Source organism: Streptomyces sp. NPDC007901 (assembly GCF_042959465.1).
Classification (GTDB): domain Bacteria; phylum Actinomycetota; class Actinomycetes; order Streptomycetales; family Streptomycetaceae; genus Streptomyces.
The window spans coordinates 743,758-760,989 of the sequence record NZ_JBIBKW010000001.1 but is presented as its reverse complement, the minus strand read 5'-3'; the positions used below and the strand labels follow the sequence as shown (position 1 = coordinate 760,989).

The following is a 17,232-nucleotide window of genomic DNA, read 5'->3' as shown; positions in this document are numbered from 1 at the left end:
GGGCCGCCTACCGGGCTTCTCGGGTGGTGAGCTGGTCGAAGTGCTGGGCCACGCCGAACGCCTGCGGGATCGGCTGGCTCGCCATGTAGAGGCGGTCGGCGGTGCGGCGCGGGAGCGGGAAGTACTGGAAGACGCCGTGGACATGGCCGTCGTGGGTCATCGGCTGGGCGTCGAAGCGGGCGACCGTCACCAGCCGGTACGGCTCGCTGCCGTGGCTGTCCAGCATCGCGATCTCGGTGATCCGGCGGGCGCCGTCGGCGAACCGGGTGAGCTGGACGATGACCTCGACCGCGCTGTTGATCTGGTCGTGCAGGGCGACGAAGGGGACCTCCACGTCCGACATGGAGGCCAGGGTCTGGAGCCGGGTGAGCGCGTCCTCGGCGCTGTTCGCGTGGACGGTGGCGAGGGAGCCGTCGTGGCCCGTCGACATGGCCTGCAGCATGTCCAGGGACTCGCCGCCGCGGACCTCACCGACCACGATCCGGTCGGGGCGCATCCGCAGCGAGTTGCGGACCAGGTCGCGGATGGTGACCTGGCCCTTGCCCTCGACGTTCGACGGGCGGGACTCCAGACGGACCACGTGCGACTGCTGGAGCTGGAGTTCGGCGGAGTCCTCGATGGTGATGATGCGCTCGTGGGCGGGGATGAGACCGGACAGGGCGTTCAGCAGGGTCGTCTTCCCGGTGCCGGTGGCGCCCGAGACGATGATGTTGAACTTCGCCTGCACCAGGCCCGCCAGCAGGAACACCATGTGCTCGTCGAGCGAGCCGAAGGCGATCAGCTCCTGGAGGGTGAAGGAGCGCGGGAAGCGGCGGATGGTGAGGATCGGGCCGGTGAGCGAGAGCGGCGGGATGATGACGTTGACGCGCTCGCCGGAGGGGAGGCGGGCGTCGACCATCGGGTTCGACTCGTCCACGCGGCGGTTGACCGTCGAGACGATCCGTTCGATGGTCTGCATCAGCTGGTCGGCCGAGACGAAGCGCAGCGGCAACTGCTCCACGCGGCCGCCGCGTTCGACGAAGATCGCGTCGGGGCCGTTCACCATGATTTCCGTGATCGACGCGTCCTCGAGGAGCGGCTCCAGGATGCCGAGCCCCAGCGCCTCGTCGACGACCCGGCGGATCAGCTGGGAGCGTTCGACGGTCGACAGGACCGGGCCCTCGCGGCTGATGATGTGGCCGAGGACGCGTTCGAGACGGGCCCGGCGCTCGGCGGCGGCCAGCGCGCTCATCTCCGCGAGGTCGATCTCCTCCAGGAGCTTGGCCCGGTACGAGGAGACCAGGTGGCCGTCCTCGCCCCGGCTGCCGTTCTCCTCGGGGGAGTTGATGCGTGCCCGCAGGCTCATGCGTTTCCTTCGGGATCCGTAGTGATGCCTCAGTCATCGGACTGATGCCTTGTGTTCGGCACCGACCTCGGCGTCGGATGTAAGTGCGCGGATCGAATGCGTGACCTTTCAGGGAGGGTGTCGTTGATCGGATGACAGCACCACGAGTGGGAGGAGGCAACGATGAGCCGGAAACTCTTGGTCTCCGAGGGCGAAACCTTCCGTACCGCGTGTGCCCGTGGTGTGCTGCGTACCGGGCGGGATGAGAAGAGCGGCGAACTCCTGCCTGCTGCTGTGCTGACTGTTCGGGTTGGCTGGGCGGCCGACCTGGTGTCCGGCTTGACGTCCGATCTGCTGGCCACGCACTGGAACAGCACCGATGTGGATGTGCTGGCCTCCGGTCAGGACGCGGGCGGCAGGAAGCTGCCGTCCAATGCCTGGATGGCACTGCGCCGCCTGGGCTGGGCGGCTGCCGCGCCGGAGGGCGTCCAGGTCAACGACCGTCTCGTGCGCATGGCGCAGGAGCAGGCCGGACGGACTCTGCGCTCCGCGAAGTGGCGGGCCGACCTCACCTCCGGTGTGCTGGCGACATGGCCCGCCGATCCGGACAGACGCACTCCTGAGGAATGGGATGCCGTACGCGCGGCGGTGCCGGGCGGGCAACATCTGCCAGGAAGTGTCATCAAGTCCCGCACCCGGCAGATCTCCGCGTTCGAGCGCAAGCACGGGCGACTGCCTGGCGACGTGTTCGAAGCCGAGGCAACGCCGCGCGCCGCGCGCATGCTGCTGCTTTCCGCATGCGACGGACAGCAGGCCACCATCGAACGCGGCGACGACTCCGCGCGGGCACTGCTGCGCCTGCAGCTGCCCACTTGCCCTGCCCCGCACTCCTACCGGGACTGGACGTGGGTGTCCTGTCCGATCGCGCTGCCGCCCACCATCCCGGCCCACGCGGCGCTGCACCTGCCCACCCTGCGCCTCCACCAGGGAGTAGTTCGCGCCGACCTCGCCTTCACCCACGCCGTTCCAAAGGCCCAGCGCTCCGGCCACCGGGTCGCGTTGGGCGTGGACTGGGGCCTGAACACGCTCCTCAGCGCGGGCGCTGCCCGCTTGCACTACAACGACCGCATCACCGCTCTCGGCACCGGCGCGCAGTTCCGGGCCGCTGGCGTGCTGGCCAAGCAGCACCGGCTGCGCCGCCTGTCCGAGTGCTTGCATGCCAAAGCCGACCACTACCAGCGGCTCATCGGCGAAGACGCCGAACATCCCCTGGCCTCCAGGCTCACGGTCCTGACCAGCGAGACCCACGCGGTGTTCGAGCGCAGATCGAACCTCAACAATGCCCTGGCCAGGGCCGCGGCCCGCTGGGCCGTGGATCAGGCCATCACGGCCGGTGCCACGGTCATCTACCTCGAAGACCTGCGCTCCTTGGAGGCTCGCGGTATGGGCCGCACCATGAAGGCCCGCCTGTCCCAGCAGGTACGCGGGCAGATCGCCAACCACATGCGGCACCTCGCTGCCGAGGTGGGTATCGCCATCGTCACCGTCCCGGCCCGGAACACCTCCAAGCAATGCCCCCGGTGCCTCACCCCGCTGCGCCACCGCAAGGCACCCGACCGGCCCAGCGCCCCGGGCTGGAAGTGGGCCGTATGTCCCGACCGTGACGGCTGCGGCTGGCAGGGCGACCGCGACACCGGTGCGTGGCGGCGCATCGCCGCACGTGGCCTTACCCACCAAACAATGACCGTCGTCGACCGCACCACCGGGCAGATGGTCGTCCGCGCAGTCGTGGACAATCTCGAAGCGCAGGCGGTCATCACTCCAACCGCGCCACAAGCCAGCCGGACGGACCGGTCCAAGACAGGTCCCACCCGGCAACGACGCACACGCCCCGCGCCCAGGCGACGCAGGGTACCCTCCCCCACCAGCCCTTCGGGTCTGGCGGGCCAGCGTCCGGAGGGACACGTACCACCGGGCCGGATGCAGCTGCCCCGCGCAGCCCAGCGGTACCAGGGCGTGACGACGATCAGCACACCCACCGCCGGCCCCCGGCCGGGGAGACCCCCATGCGGCCCACACAGGCCACGCGGAGCAGCACTGGGCGCGGGATTCCATCTCCACGCTCACGCTTCCCCGCCCCGGTGGGAACAGATCCCGGACAGTACGTCTGACACAGGATCATTCAGCTGATCAGAGACGCTCATGGTTGCCGTGCTCCTCGTTCAGTGCTCGACGTTCAGTGGTCGACGGGCATCGTGGCGGACTTGGTGGCGTTGCCGAGCTCCCAGACGATCTTGGGGATGTGGACCGTGGCGGTCACGGTGACCGAGTCGCCGCCGCCGGAGGAGGCGCAGCTGACGTCGATCCCGCCGCTGACGGCGCTCGCGCAGGCCGCGCCGACGTCCTCCTGCAGCGAGGCCGCGCGGGCCCCCGCCCGGGCCGCCGTGCCGGCCTGCTCGGCGGCGTAGGCGACGGCGCCGAGCTGGATGCCGGCCAGGGCGACGAGGAGCAGGATCGGGACGAAGCCGAGGTACTCGATGGCGACCTGGCCGCGGTCGCGGTCGCGGGGGCGCCGGAGACGGGGCATGTCAGCGCTTCACCTCCTCCACGGTGCCGGCGTGGCCGTGGACCGTGACCGGGAAGTCGATCGTGCCGGGGAAGAGGACCGGGACGCGTAGGGAGACGTCCGCGGTCACCGTGCCGGTGCCGCCGCACTGGTCCACCGTGGCTCCCTCCCGCCAGGCGCTGGAGAGGTCCTCCAGCGCGGCGCGCTGACAGGCCGCGTAGCGCTCCGCCCGGGGGACGGCCGTGCCGGCGCGTACGCCTTCGTCGGCAGCGTTCCCCGCGAGGGTGAAGGCGTATCCCGTGAGGACGGCCTGCCAGACGAGGACGAGGGTGAGGATGATGATCGGGGTCATGCCGAGGAGTTCTATGGAGACCTGGCCGCGGTCGCGTGCGGGCCGGGAGGGGGAGGTGGGTCGTCGGTCGGGTGCGGGTGCGTGGGGGCTGGTCGCGCAGTTCCCCGCGCCCCTGAAGGGGCGCTCACCCTGGCGCCCTGCTTTTACCGACCGACGACCGGCCGACCCCGAACCCGACCCCGAACCCGACCCCGACCTCACCCCACGGCACCTCACGGAAGTTCCTTCCGCCGTCTGAACCCCACCGCGCCCCGCTCCGCGGCACGCGCCCTCGCGGCCCTGCGTGGTGGCGCCGCCTCTCCGCTGCGTACGAGCCCCAGCTCCCCCGCCAGCGCCCACATCGCCTGTTTGACCGTGCTCCGTGCGTCCAGTTCGTGCATCCGGCCCGCGTCCACCGCGCCCTGGAGCTCCTTGAAGTTGGCGGGGATGGCGGTGCCCGCCAGCGCCGTGCCGGTGATGCGCCGGATCAGGGCCGGCTGGATCTCCGTACTCCTCGTGTGCCGGTTGACCACGACCGTCGTCTCCTCGGCCTTGCGGATCTGCAGCCGGTCCCACATCCGGACCGTGCGCTTGGCGGCGCGGACGGCGACGACGTCCGGTGTGGTCACGAGGAGCGCCATGTCGGCGGTCTCCACGGCCGCCGCGCCCGCGCCGCCGAGCTGGGCGCCGCAGTCGACGATGACCATCTCGTAGCGGGAGCGCAGGGCGCTGAGGATCTGGCGGGCGGCGCGGTCGGTGACCTCCTCGCCGCGTTCGCCCTCGGCGGGCGCGAGGAGCAGGGCGAGCCCGGAGTCGTGGCGGAAGACGGCCTCGGCCATGACGCGCGGGGAGATGTCGCCCACGGCGGCGAGGTCGGCGACCGAGCGGCGGAACTGGACGTCCAGGTAGGAGGCGACGTCGCCGGTCTGGAGGTCGAGGTCGACGAGGGCGGTGGGGTGGCCGGAGGCCTGCGCGGCGAGGGCGATCTGGATGGCGACGAGGGAGGCGCCGACCCCGCCCTTCGCGCCGCTCACCGTCACGACCGTGCCGCCGACGCCGGCGAACACGTCGGCGCCGTGGCCGAGGTGGCGTCGTACGCCTGTGGACCACTGGGCGACCGCCTGGACGCGGCCGGCGAGTTCCTCGTAGCTGAGTGGCAGGCCCACCAGTCCGCGGGCGCCGGAGTCCATCGCGGCGGCGAACAGGCCGGGGCTGGTGTCGGTGGTGACGAGGACGACGCCGACGGCGGGGAAGCGCAGGGCGACCTCGCGGATCAGCTCCAGGGCCGGGACCGGGCCGATGCGTTCGTGGACGACGACGACCTCGGGGAGTTCGTCGACGGACTCGGCGGCGGCCCGGGCCAGGGTGTCGACGAGTTGGGTGGAGTCGACGACGGGCGGCAGGGGTTCGGTGTCCGGGAGCTGGCTGAGCAGGGAGACCAGGGTGCGGACGGCGTCCGCGTCACCGACGGCGGGGAGGATCCTGATGGGCATGCGGGGCGCCTCTCACTTGTCCGTCGCGAGTTCGTACGTACGGTCCTTGTCCGGCACGGTGGTCGTGGTGCCGGGCGCGACCAGGGCGAGCCGGACCCGCTGGGCGAAGGACTCCGCGTAGGTGAGGCGCTGGGCGTCGAGCGTGGACAGCGCGAAGGTGATGGGGACGGCGTCGGTGGGCTGCTGGTTCTTGTTGTCGGGTTCCAGTGAGGTGAGCTGGCCGACGTCGAGGACCCGGGCGTTGGTCACGATGATCTTCGACTGGTCGGGGTCGGTCTGCTGCCTGCCCTCGAAGGTGGCGTAGACGTTGACCAGCGAGCCCGGGGTGATCTTGCCGGCGACGCCGGTGGCCGCGTCGATCATGATGGCGACCTCCTGCTCGCCCGGCTTCAGCTCGGGCTGGTCGACGATCATGTCGGTCTGGAGCAGCGAGCCCTTCTTCAGCGTGGTGACCGCGATCTTGCCCTGGATCTGGCTGAGGCTGGTGACCGCGTTGGCGGACAGCCACCGCTTGGGCAGCGCGATCCTCTTGAACTGGCTCGGGCTCAGCGTGGTGTACGGCGTGACGTCGGACCGGAGTTCGTACGCGGTGACCTTGGGACCGACCTCGGACTTCGCGTTGTCGATGACCGAGAGCACACCGGCGAACGCGGCGAGCGCGCAGATCACCGACAGGATCAGGAGTATCACGCCGCGGCGCTGACGGGAGTTCATGGACCGTGCGACCTCATCGGGGAAGTGGGGGCAGTGAGGGAGCCGAGCGGGGAGTGGTGCGGGGTGGCCCGGGGTGTCAGGCGGGCGTGCGCTGTTCCAGCGCGCGGGGCGCCGGCGGGTCGTAGTCGGGCGGGGTGGCGGAGCAGAAGACGCAGCGGTCGCCGATGACGTCGATGCCGCACCAGTGGCAGCTGGTCTGCCGGACCGAGGTGACCAGTTGGTAGAGGACCGACAGGTCGGCGAGGTAGCTGGTGAACTCGATCATCCGGCCGGTGCCCCACCAGTCGGCGGACTCGGCGGGCAGCGGGGTCTCGCGCAGTCCGTACGCGCCCCAGGCCTTGGCGAGCCCGGCGACCCAGTCCGACTGCAGCTGTCCCTTGGCGACCAGCATCCAGGTGCTGAACTCGGGGCCGTTCAGTGCGGCCTCCGGGCCGATCCGGACCAGTTGCGGCTCGGGGTGGGCGATCACGCCGAACTGGGTGCCGGGCATCCAGGACTTGGCGTGCGCCTTGAGGGTGACCGGGACGCGGTCCAGTCTGGCGACCGAGCCGAGGACCGCGCCGGCGTGGATGTAGTGGGTGAGCAGCCGGCCGGCCGACGCGAGCACGCCGGGGCTGAGGTCGCAGGAGGCCAGCTGCCGCAACTGCCGGGCCAGGACGGCGATGCCGAGCGGCGGCAGGTCGGGGCGGAACAGCGCGATGCGGTCGCTCTCCAGCAGGGAGCGGAGCGTGTACAGGCGCCGGGTCACGGGCTCCGGTACGGCGGCCGAGCAGACGACGATCACGTGCCCGTGCTGTTCGATGAGGGCCGTGAACTCGGCGAGGGTCTGGTCGAGGGGGCGCCGGTCCAGGTCGCGGAGGACGACCGCGGGCACGGTCCGCTCGTCCTGCGCCGGCAGCGCCATGTCGGCGCTGGTCACGGCAATGGCAGTTGGCACCGGCAGCTCCCCGCTGTTCACACCCCGGCGGCCCACCGGTGTTACTCCAATGAGCCGGGACGACTTCATTGCGTGACTACCTCAGCACTGTAACCACGCCTCTGTGACCGGAGAACAGCGTTTGTGCAGCTGTCTGGGATCCGTGACCACACAAGTAGCGCCAAATCAGGACAGGTTGAGCAGATGACCGAGGCCGGTTCGCCCTCCCCGCCCCTCCCTTTGAATTTGGTCTGGACCTATTGACAGTTGAATTGGTCTGGACCACCTTGATTGTCATGCCCAGACTCATCCCCCGACTCGCGTCCCGGTATGCCGGACGGCGAGCCATCCGCACCTGGTCGGCCGTGGCCGCCCTCGCCACGGCCCTCGCGATGGCGGGCCTGTCCGCCGCCCCGGCCTCCGCCGCCGACGTCAACAACGTGAAGAACGCCGGCTTCGAGTCGGCCCTCGCCAACTGGACCTGCTCCAACGGCAGCGGTACGACGGTCTCCTCCCCCGTCCACTCCGGCGCCGCCGCGCTGAAGGCGACCCCGGCCGGGCAGGACTACGCCCAGTGCAGCCAGACGGTGGCGGTGAAGGCCAACTCCACCTACACGCTCAGCGCGTGGGTGCAGGGCTCCTACACCTACCTCGGTGTGACCGGCACCGGCACCACGGACGTGTCGACCTGGACCCCGAACACGACGTGGACGCAGCTGTCGACGACCTTCACCACCGGCGCCTCGACCACCTCGGTCACGGTCTGGACGCACGGCTGGTACGGCCAGCCCGCCTACTACGCCGACGACTTCTCGGTCTACGGCCCCGACGGCGGAGGCGGCACCGACCCGGCCCCGACCGTCCCGGCCACCCCCACCGGCCTCGCGGTCTCCGGTACGACGTCCTCCTCGGCCTCACTGTCCTGGAGCGCGGTGTCCGGCGCGACCGGCTACAACGTCTACCAGAACGGCACCAAGGTCTCGGCGGTCACCGGCGCCTCGGCCACGGTCACCGGACTCGCGGCCTCGACGTCGTACTCCTTCCAGGTCACCGCGACCAACTCGGCGGGTGAGTCGGCGAAGTCGACGGCGGTGACGGCGACGACCACCGCGACCGGCACGGGTGGCGGCGGCTCCGTGCCCAAGCACGCGGTGACGGGCTACTGGCAGAACTTCAACAACGGCGCCACCGTCCAGAAGATCTCGGACGTGCCGTCCTCCTACGACATCATCGCCGTCGCCTTCGCGGACGCGACCAGCACACCCGGCGCGGTGAGCTTCACCCTCGACTCCTCCGGGCTCGGCGGGTACACGGTCGACCAGTTCAAGGCCGACATCAAGGCCAAGCAGGCGGCCGGCAAGAAGGTCATCATCTCCATCGGCGGCCAGAACGGCACGATCTCGGTGAGCGACTCGGCGTCCGCGACGAACTTCGCCAACTCCGTCTATTCGCTGATGCAGACGTACGGCTTCGACGGCGTCGACATCGACCTGGAGAACGGCATCAACGCCACCTACATGAGCCAGGCGCTGCGCTCGCTGTCGTCGAAGGCGGGCTCGTCCCTGATCATCACGATGGCCCCGCAGACGATCGACATGCAGTCGACGTCCAACGGGTACTTCCAGACGGCCCTGAACATCAAGGACATCCTCACGGTCGTCAACATGCAGTACTACAACAGCGGTTCGATGCTGGGCTGCGACGGCAAGGTGTACAGCCAGGGCTCGGTGGACTTCCTCACCGCGCTGGCCTGCATCCAGTTGCAGGGCGGCCTGGCCCCGTCCCAGGTGGGCCTCGGCCTGCCGGCCTCGACCAGCGCGGCGGGCAGCGGCTACGTCTCCCCGACCGTGGTGAACAACGCCCTGGACTGCCTGACCAAGCTCACCAACTGCGGCTCGTTCAAGCCGTCGACGGCGTACCCCGACCTGCGGGGCGCGATGACCTGGTCGACGAACTGGGACGCGGCGGCCGGCAACGCGTGGTCGTCCTCGGTGGGCGCCCACGTCCACGCCCTGCCGTGACGCCGTAGCGCCGTAACACGTGGGTGGGTCCCGGTGGCCGGGCAGGCCGCCGGGACCCGGGCTGTGGGGTGCTACGGCTGTCGCCGACCGCATCCGTCGCACCCGCAGGTACCGAGCTCGAACCACACCGTCTTGCCCGGCCCGTCCTGGTGACAGCCCCAGCGCCGGGCAAGCGCATCCACCAGGTACATCCCTCTGCCGCCCTCCGAGAGGCCCGCGTCCAGCAGCCTCGGAGGACGGTGGTCCTCGTCGGCGACCTCGCAGCGCAGCACGCCGTGCGAGGCCCACAGGGTGAGCCGGAACCGGCTCTCCGCATGGCACAGCGCGTTCGCGGCCAGCTCGCCGACCAGGAGTTCCGCCACATAGGCCACCTCCCCCTGGTCCGCCAGCCCCCACTCCTCCAGCTGCCGTCGCACCGCCACCCGGGCCTCGCGCGCCGCCGTGGGCCGGGGGTCGTAGTCGACGCTGAGATGCCCGGCCCTGGTCGGGGGCTGCGGGTACTCGGCGTACGGGGGGCCGGCGTCCGGGAGCCGACTCCCGGAGGGCTGCAGCATGCCCACCAGCGTGCCGGTGCCCGCCTCCCCGCGCACGGGGAGGAATACCTGATCCGATACCCGCGTATGCGCCGATACGGGGGTACGCGCGTACGGCATCTCGTTCACGCGTACTGGACGCGGATCTTCGCCACGTCCCCCGGCGCCCCGTCCCGGACATCGACGTACGCGCACACCTGGCGTGTGAACCACAGCCCCTGCCCCGGCTCCGGTGCACCGCCCGGCGGCGGCACGAACCCGGCGAGCGGATCGTCCACGGCCCGGCACAACCGCAGCTCGACCAGGCAGGCCGGGGCCTCGCCCCAGGCGAGGATCTCGATCACCGGTCCGTGCGCGGCCGCCGCCTCCACCACCGCCCGGGCGAACAACGCGGCGTCCGCCGCGGGCAGTCCGAGCCCGGCCGACCAGGCGTCCACCGCCTCCGGGGCCGGCAGCCGCTCGGCCGTCCGCGGGACCGGCGCCAGCGGTACGGCGTCCAGCTCGCGCACCAGCACGGGCGGCTGCTCGTACACCCCCGTACCCGGGTGGGTGCGGCGGGCCGCGTCGACGACGGCCGGGCCCGCCGTCCGGGTGTCGTAGGCGCACAGCGCCGTGGTGGCGAAGGGTGCGAAGAGGAGGTTGGCGAGGGACTCGTAGCGGATCCACTCGGCGCTCTCCCGCGCCGAACGCCCCGCGCGGCCCGCCCAGTCGGGCTCCATGAGGAGGTGGATACGGCCGCCGGGCCCGGCGTGCGCGGCCAGGTAACCGGCGCCCTGGGCCACCGCGTTGGCGGCCGTACCGATGTACCAGTCGGTGTGGTCGATGAAACCGACCTCCTTGGCGTCGCTGCCGAGCGTGTCCCGCAGGGCGGCCAGCCGGGCGGGGGCGGCGATGGCGACGGGCGGGGGCTCGTCGGCGGCGGCGAGCCCCTCGGCGAGGAAGGGCAGGGCGGCGGCGACGAACGCGTCGTCCGAGCCGAAGACGGCCATCCGGTGGTCGAACTGCCCCTGAGCCGCGGCGGGATGCACGCTGGTACTGCTACTCATCGGGTCTCCTGTGCGTCAGCGCCGGGCGGTCACCCAGGCGGCGATCTGGCTGCGGTTGCTGAAGCCGAGCTTGCCGAGGATGCGTTCCACATGGCCCTCGGCGGTGCGGCGGGCGATGACCAGGCGGTCGGCGATCTGCTGGTTGCCCAGCCCCTCGGCGACGAGCTCGGCGACCTCGGTCTCCCGGCGGGTGAGCCGGACGGGTGCGGTCCGCACCTCCGGCCGCAAGTCGGGTATTCGCGGCTGCTCGTCGAGGGCGAAGCCCGTGATCCCGGCGAGGTCGAGCGCCCCGCCCCGGCCGCACGCCCGCTCGTACGCCACCGCTCCCAGCGCCGCGCGGGCGTGGGTCTCGCAGTCACGGCGGGCCGAGTTGAGGGCGGTGGAGCCCCAGCGGTCGCGGTCGATGTCGGACCAGACCCGGTCGGCGCCGCCGAGCAGGACGGCGGTGCGCTCGGCGGCGCCGAGGCCGTCGGCGATCCGGGCGAGCAGGTCGAGGGTGAGCCCGATGCCGATGACGTCGTGGACCTCGCGTTTGCGGCGCAGCGCCTCACGGGCGTGCGGCTCGGCGCGGCGCCAGTCGGCGCGGACGGCGTGCGCGAGGGCGAGGATGCGCAGCACGTAGGAGCGGACCCAGTCCTCGCCGTGCGCCTCGCAGAGCCGCAGCGCCTCCTCGCAGACGGCGGTGGCCCGGTCGGCCCGGCCCAGGAAGGCGTGGGCGCAGGCCAGTTCGACCAGGTCCAGGCCGCGCAGACTGAGGTGCTGGCCGGGTACGGGGCCGCGGGCGACGGTGGTCTCGTAGTGGGCGCGGGCGGCGGGCAGGTCGTCGGCGAAGAGCTGGACGACGCCGATCACGTAGTCGGCGTGGGCGGCCTCCGCCTGGTCACCGAGCCGCTCGGCGAGCGCCCGGGCCTCGCGGGCGCGGCGCAGGCCCCGGGTGAGGTCCTCGGGGCTGCCGACCAGCAGGGCGGAGACCCACAGGGCGCGGGCCCGTTCGGGGGTCGGCTCGGGGCTGGCGTCCAGGGCGCGGTCGAGCCAGTACCGGCCCTCCCGCGGGGCGCCACACGCATGCCAGTAGAACCAGAGGGTGCCCGCGAGCCGCAGCCCCGCGCGGGCCTCGCCGCCGGCGCCCAGACAGAAGTCGAGGGCCGCCCGCAGATTGTCCTGGTCCGCCCGGAGCCGCGCCACGATCTCCCGCTGCCCCGGCCCGAACCACGCCGCCTCACAGGCGGACGCGTGCGCCTGAACCCGCCCCAGATGCCGAAGCCGCGCGGCGACCTCCTCACCGGGCCGCTCCCGAAGCCGGTCCAGACCGTAATGCCGAAGGGTGTCGAGCAGTTGGTAACGAACCCCGGCACCGGACACGCCCTCCTCACGAACGAGCACGGACTTGTCGACCAGCCCGGCGACCACTTCGAGGGCGTCGAGGGGGGTGGGGGCGGTCGCTGTGGTTCTGAGTCCGGCGCCGACGTCAGCTCCCGCTTCAGCACGCGGTGTCCTGCATACGGCCTCGGCTGTCTCCAGGTCGAAGCTGCCGGGGAGGATGGAGAGGCGGGCCCAGGCGGACTGTTCCTGCTCGGTGCAGAGGTCGTGGCTCCAGTCGACGGCCGCGCGGAGCGTCTGGTGGCGGGGCAGGGCCGCCGGGCTGCCGGCGGTGAGGAGGCGGTAGCGGTCGTCGAGGCGGGCGAGGAGCTGGTCGAGGCCGAGGACGCGCATCCGTACGGCGGCCAGTTCGATCGCGAGCGGGAGTCCGTCGAGGCGGCGGCAGAGGCGGGCCACGGCGCCCCGGTTGGCGGGGGTGAGCCGGAAGCCGGGGAGTACGGCGGCGGCGCGGTCGGCGAAGAGGGCGAGGGCCGGGTGCGCCTCGGCGGCGGAGAGGTCGCCGTCCGGGTCGGGGACCGGCAGCGGTCGTACCTCCATGAGGTGTTCCTCGGTGAGGCCGAGGCGGTGCCGGCTGGTGGCGAGGACCCGGACACCGGTGGTGCCGCGCAGCAGGGCCGCGGCGAGGCCGGCGCAGGCGGCGAGGAGATGCTCGCAGTTGTCGAGGACGAGCAGCAGCCGGCGCTCGCGGAGCCGCTCCACCAGCGTGTCCAGCGGGGGCCGGTCGGAGTGGTCGTGCAGCCCGAGGGCGTCGGCGGCGGCCAGCGGGACCAGTTCAGGGTCGTGCAGACCGGCGAGGGCGACATAGCGGATGCCGTCGGGGAAGGCACGTTCGACGCGGCCGGCGATGTGTGCGGCGAGCCGGGTCTTGCCGACGCCGCCGGGTCCGGTGAGCGTGACGAGGCGGGCCTTGGCCACCAGCTCGCGGCCCGCGTTCTGTTCGGTGCGCCGGTCGACGAAGCTGGTCGTCTCGACCGGCAGATGGCAGCCCCCGCGCGGCGCTGATCCGCCCATGATCAGCCAGCCCTCCTCTTGGCCGTCCGTCCACCGTCCCCCGGCGGACCGGGGGAACGCACACCGGCGTCACGCGGGTGGGTGTACTTCGGCGGGGGCTGCTTGCGCGGGCGGGGTCCGGCGTACACTGCGCGGCCGATCGCACAGGCCGGGCTACACGGCTGTGCCAAGGGGCTGATTTACGCTGCGCCGGGAGCGGCTGATTTTACCGTCTTGACCTGTCCATGCCATTCCCAGACGATGAGCGGCACCCGCACAGCAAGTTCACAGATCCACAGAGGACAGAGAAGACCCGCAAGGCACAGAACCGTCGCACTGAACCACCCCCACCTCCCCCTCTAGGAGACTTCATGCGACTTCGCATCCGCGGCTCCGGTACCCGCGGCGGCAGACGGACCGCCGCGCTCGGCGCCCTGCTGGCCCTCGCCCTCGCGGCCCCGCTGTCGGCCACGGCGACCCACGCCACCGCCGACAGCGCGCGGCCGGCGGCACCCTCGCCCGACGACGTCCGGCAGTACGAGATCCACCAGCACACCACCCCGGTGACCCGCGCGGCCATCCAGCAGACCGGTGTCACCGTGGACGAGGCCGACGAGGAGACGGTGGTCGTCTCCGGGCGCGCCGCGCAGATCGCGGCGCTCAAGCGGCTCGGCTACGACGTCACCCCGCTGGGCGCGGCCCCGGACCGGTCGTCCGCCGCCGACGCGCTGCGGCTGTTCGACTTCCCGACGGCCGACTCGAAGTACCACAACTACGCCGAGATGAACGCCGAGATCGACCAGCGGCTGGCCGCCTACCCGGGCATCATGAGCAAGCAGGTGATCGGCAAGTCGTACCAGGGCCGGGACATCGTGGCCATCAAGGTCAGCGACAACGTGGCGACGGACGAGAACGAGCCCGAGGTCCTGCTCACCTTCCACCAGCACGCCCGCGAGCACCTCACGGTGGAGATGGCGCTGTACCTGCTGCGCGAACTGGGCGCCGGCTACGGCTCCGACTCCCGGGTCACGAACATCGTCAACAGCCGCGAGATCTGGATCGTGCCGGACCTCAACCCGGACGGCGGCGAGTACGACATCGCCACCGGCTCCTACCGGTCCTGGCGCAAGAACCGGCAGCCCAACTCCGGTTCGTCGTACGTCGGCACGGACCTGAACCGGAACTGGAACTACAAGTGGGGCTGCTGCGGCGGCTCGTCGGGCTCGACGTCGTCCGAGACCTACCGGGGCGCGTCCGCCGAGTCGGCGCCCGAGGTGAAGGTGGTCGCCGACTTCGTGCGCAGCCGGGTCGTCGGCGGGAAGCAGCAGATCAAGGCCGGGATCGACTTCCACACGTACAGCGAACTGGTGCTGTGGCCGTACGGGTACACGACGGCGGACACGGCGACCGGGATGACCGCGGACGACGCCGCCGCGTTCAAGGCGCTGGGCCAGAAGATGGCGGCGAGCAACGGCTACACGCCGGAGCAGTCGAGCGATCTGTACATCACGGACGGGTCGATCGACGACTATCTGTGGGGCAGTCAGAGGATCTTCGACTACACCTTCGAGATGTATCCGACGTCCAGTTCCGGGGGTGGGTTCTACCCGCCCGACGAGGTGATCGAGCGGGAGACCTCCCGGAACCGGGACGCGGTGTTCCAGCTGCTGGAGAACGCGGACTGTGTGTACCGGACGATCGGGAAGGAAGCCCAGTACTGCAGCTGACCGGTACCTCTACTCGGCGTCGGTGTCGGTGTCGTCCTCGGACGTGTCGGCACCGTCGTCGAAGTACGCGTCCAGGACCGCGTCCAGCTGCTCTTCCCACTCCTTGAAGCGGGCCCGGGACGTCGCCTCGATCTCGATCGGGTACCAGCGGCGGTCCGGGGTGTGGACGGTGATCGTGAACCGCTTGCCGAAGCGCGGGGCCTCGGTCTCGACCGCCCCGATCTCCTCCCAGCGGAACTCGCACTTCTCCTCGTCGAGGGCGAGCCGCACACCGGTGGCGTCCGCCACTATCCGCGCGCGACGGTCGGCGGCCTCGAAGGCGGGCCCTTCCGAGGGCTCCGCCTCCTCGGCGTCGTCCGCCGCGTCCTCGGCCTCCGGCTCGACGGCCTTCGCCTCGGCCTCCTCCACCTCGGCGGCCTTGGCCTCGGCGGCCTCGGGCGCCGCGGCCTCCGGCGCCGCGTCCTCCGGCTCGGCGGACGCGGGCGAGGTGAGCCCGGGGATGAAGGCCGGGTCGAATCCGGCGCCTTCCAGGGGCTTGCTGTTGGCTCCTATGCGCTGCTCCACAGCGGGCAGTATGGTCGAAGAACCTGTGCCGGACACAGCCAGCCCCAACTTCGTTATGAGACGCCTACACGAACGCGCCTACACGAAGACGCTGAGCACGGCCGCCACCGTGAATCCCACCACCGACAGCACCGTCTCCAGCACGGTCCAGGTCCTGAGGGTGTCGCGTTCGCTGATGCCGAAGTACTTGGCGACCATCCAGAAGCCGCCGTCGTTGACGTGCGAGGCGAAGATGGAGCCCGCCGAGACGGCCATGATGACGAGGGCCACGAAGGCCTGGGAGTGGTCGCCCTCGGCGAGCAGCGGGGCGACGATGCCGGCCGTCGTCACGATCGCCACCGTCGCCGAGCCCTGCGCGACCCGCAGCACGACGGAGATGAGGTAGGCGAGGACGATCACCGGGAGGCCGGCGCCGTTGAAGGTGTCGGAGAGTGCCTGGGCGACCCCGCTGGCCTTCAGCACGGCACCGAAGATGCCGCCCGCGCCGACCACCAGCAGGATGTTGCCGACCGGCTTGAGGGACGCGGTGGACACGGTCTCCAGGGACCTGCGGGACCAGCCGCGCCGGATGCCGAGCAGGTAGTAGGCGAGGACCAGGGCGAGGGTGAGGGCGACCATCGGCGTGCCGAAGAACTCGATGACCGAGCGGCCGGTGGAGGGGTCCAGGGCGATGGAGGAGAAGGTCGCGGCGAGGATGAGGACGAGCGGGGTGCCGATGATGGCGAGGACCGTGCCGAGCGGGACCGGCTGCTCCTGGGGCTCCACCCCGGCCGCCCGCTGTTCCGCCACCACAGCCTGCTTGGCCTCCTCCGCCGCCTCGACCATGTCCTGCGGTACGGCGACGAAGATCCGCTTGCCGATCCACGCCGAGAACGCCCAGGCGGCCAGCACCGCCGGGATGCCGCAGACGACGCCCATGAGGATGACCCAGCCGAGCTGGACGTGCAGCAGCGCGGCGGCGGCCACCGGGCCGGGGTGCGGCGGCAGGAACGCGTGGGTCATGGAGAGACCGGCGAGGAGCGGAAGGCAGTAGAGCAGGATCGACTTGCCGCCGCGCTTGGCCGCCGCGTAGACGAGGGGGGCGAGCACGAAGATGCCGACGTCGAAGAAGACCGGGATGCCGAAGATGAGGCCGGTGAGGCCCATGGCGAGCGGGGCGCGCTTCTCGCCGAAGAGGTTGAGGAGCCGGGTGGCCAGCACCTCGGCGCCGCCGCTGACTTCGAGGATCGCGCCGAGCATGGTGCCGAGGCCGATGATGATCGCGACATGGCCGAGGATGCCGCCCATTCCGGACTCGACGGTGGAGACCGCGTCCGAGCGCTGGACGGTGCCGAAGAGTTCGGTGACCGAGAGTCCGGCCAGCAGGCCGACGGCTATGGAGACGGCGAGCAGGGCCACGAAGGGCTGCAGCCGGGCCTTGATGATGAGGAAGAGGAGAAGCGCGATGCCGATGGCGGCGACGGTGAGGAGACCGGCGGTGCCGTCGAGGAGGAGGAGCAGGCCACCGGTGTGGGGTGGGGCTGCGGGGGTGGTGGGGGCGGCGAGCGGTAGGGACATGTGGGGGTCCTCTGCGTAAGTACATGGTGCTTTCGGGCAGGGGGGAGCGCGGCACGGGACCGTGCGGGGT

General features: G+C 71.4%; 14 protein-coding genes. 3 read left to right on the top strand and 11 right to left on the bottom strand.

Annotated elements, in window-relative coordinates; translation table 11 throughout:
• Positions 1-7 precede the first annotated feature (7 nt).
• Complete coding sequence (locus ACFZDK_RS03695; protein ID WP_390969372.1) at positions 8-1,345, bottom strand: ATPase, T2SS/T4P/T4SS family; 1,338 nt, start codon at positions 1,343-1,345, stop codon at positions 8-10.
• 162 nt (positions 1,346-1,507) lie between these two features.
• Between ACFZDK_RS03695 and ACFZDK_RS03690 the strand changes: the two genes are divergently transcribed.
• Positions 1,508-3,514 carry a zinc ribbon domain-containing protein gene (locus ACFZDK_RS03690; RefSeq protein WP_390969370.1) on the top strand — a complete coding sequence of 669 codons (2,007 nt, stop codon included), beginning with the start codon at positions 1,508-1,510 and terminating at the stop codon, positions 3,512-3,514.
• Between the two features lie 46 nt (positions 3,515-3,560).
• Here the strand turns inward: ACFZDK_RS03690 and ACFZDK_RS03685 are convergent, their stop codons facing one another.
• From ACFZDK_RS03685 to ACFZDK_RS03665, 5 genes are all read right to left on the bottom strand, one after another.
• Complete coding sequence (locus ACFZDK_RS03685; RefSeq protein WP_390969368.1) at positions 3,561-3,911, bottom strand: TadE/TadG family type IV pilus assembly protein; 351 nt, start codon at positions 3,909-3,911, stop codon at positions 3,561-3,563.
• Position 3,912: 1 nt separating this feature from the next.
• Positions 3,913-4,242 (bottom strand): pilus assembly protein, encoded by a 330-nt coding sequence (locus tag ACFZDK_RS03680; RefSeq protein ID WP_390969366.1) that lies wholly within the window; start codon positions 4,240-4,242, stop codon positions 3,913-3,915.
• Between the two features lie 212 nt (positions 4,243-4,454).
• Positions 4,455-5,714, bottom strand: coding sequence for a P-loop NTPase (locus tag ACFZDK_RS03675; RefSeq protein WP_390969364.1), 1,260 nt, complete (start codon positions 5,712-5,714; stop codon positions 4,455-4,457).
• 12 nt (positions 5,715-5,726) lie between these two features.
• Entirely contained in the window at positions 5,727-6,428 is a 702-nt protein-coding gene (gene cpaB / locus ACFZDK_RS03670; protein WP_390969362.1) for a Flp pilus assembly protein CpaB, read from the bottom strand.
• A 76-nt stretch (positions 6,429-6,504) separates the two neighbouring features.
• Positions 6,505-7,332 (bottom strand): hypothetical protein, encoded by an 828-nt coding sequence (locus ACFZDK_RS03665; protein WP_390970095.1) that lies wholly within the window; start codon positions 7,330-7,332, stop codon positions 6,505-6,507.
• Positions 7,333-7,640: 308 nt separating this feature from the next.
• Between ACFZDK_RS03665 and ACFZDK_RS03660 the strand changes: the two genes are divergently transcribed.
• Positions 7,641-9,365 carry a glycosyl hydrolase family 18 protein gene (locus ACFZDK_RS03660; RefSeq protein WP_390969361.1) on the top strand — a complete coding sequence of 575 codons (1,725 nt, stop codon included), beginning with the start codon at positions 7,641-7,643 and terminating at the stop codon, positions 9,363-9,365.
• 71 nt (positions 9,366-9,436) lie between these two features.
• On the opposite strand, the gene ACFZDK_RS03655 is transcribed toward ACFZDK_RS03660, so the two are convergent.
• The 3 genes from ACFZDK_RS03655 to ACFZDK_RS03645 form a co-directional block, all read right to left on the bottom strand.
• A complete protein-coding gene (locus ACFZDK_RS03655; protein ID WP_390969359.1) occupies positions 9,437-9,955 on the bottom strand; it encodes an ATP-binding protein in 519 nt (172 codons plus the stop codon).
• Positions 9,956-10,023: 68 nt separating this feature from the next.
• A complete protein-coding gene (locus ACFZDK_RS03650; protein WP_390969357.1) occupies positions 10,024-10,944 on the bottom strand; it encodes an MEDS domain-containing protein in 921 nt (306 codons plus the stop codon).
• Between the two features lie 15 nt (positions 10,945-10,959).
• Positions 10,960-13,335, bottom strand: coding sequence for a LuxR C-terminal-related transcriptional regulator (locus ACFZDK_RS03645; protein ID WP_390969356.1), 2,376 nt, complete (start codon positions 13,333-13,335; stop codon positions 10,960-10,962).
• A gap of 350 nt (positions 13,336-13,685) precedes the next feature.
• On the opposite strand from ACFZDK_RS03645, the gene ACFZDK_RS03640 reads away from it, so the two are divergent.
• Positions 13,686-15,041, top strand: a complete 1,356-nt coding sequence (locus ACFZDK_RS03640; RefSeq protein WP_390969354.1) for a M14 family zinc carboxypeptidase — start codon at positions 13,686-13,688, stop codon at positions 15,039-15,041.
• Between the two features lie 9 nt (positions 15,042-15,050).
• Here ACFZDK_RS03640 and ACFZDK_RS03635 read toward each other — a convergent pair whose 3' ends face one another.
• Together ACFZDK_RS03635 and ACFZDK_RS03630 are read right to left on the bottom strand one after the other, a co-directional pair.
• The gene (locus ACFZDK_RS03635) at positions 15,051-15,605 is read right to left on the bottom strand and encodes a hypothetical protein (RefSeq protein ID WP_390969353.1); all 555 of its coding nucleotides are present in this window, start codon (positions 15,603-15,605) and stop codon (positions 15,051-15,053) included.
• Between the two features lie 78 nt (positions 15,606-15,683).
• Positions 15,684-17,162 (bottom strand): gluconate:H+ symporter, encoded by a 1,479-nt coding sequence (locus ACFZDK_RS03630; RefSeq protein ID WP_390969351.1) that lies wholly within the window; start codon positions 17,160-17,162, stop codon positions 15,684-15,686.
• Positions 17,163-17,232 lie beyond the last annotated feature (70 nt).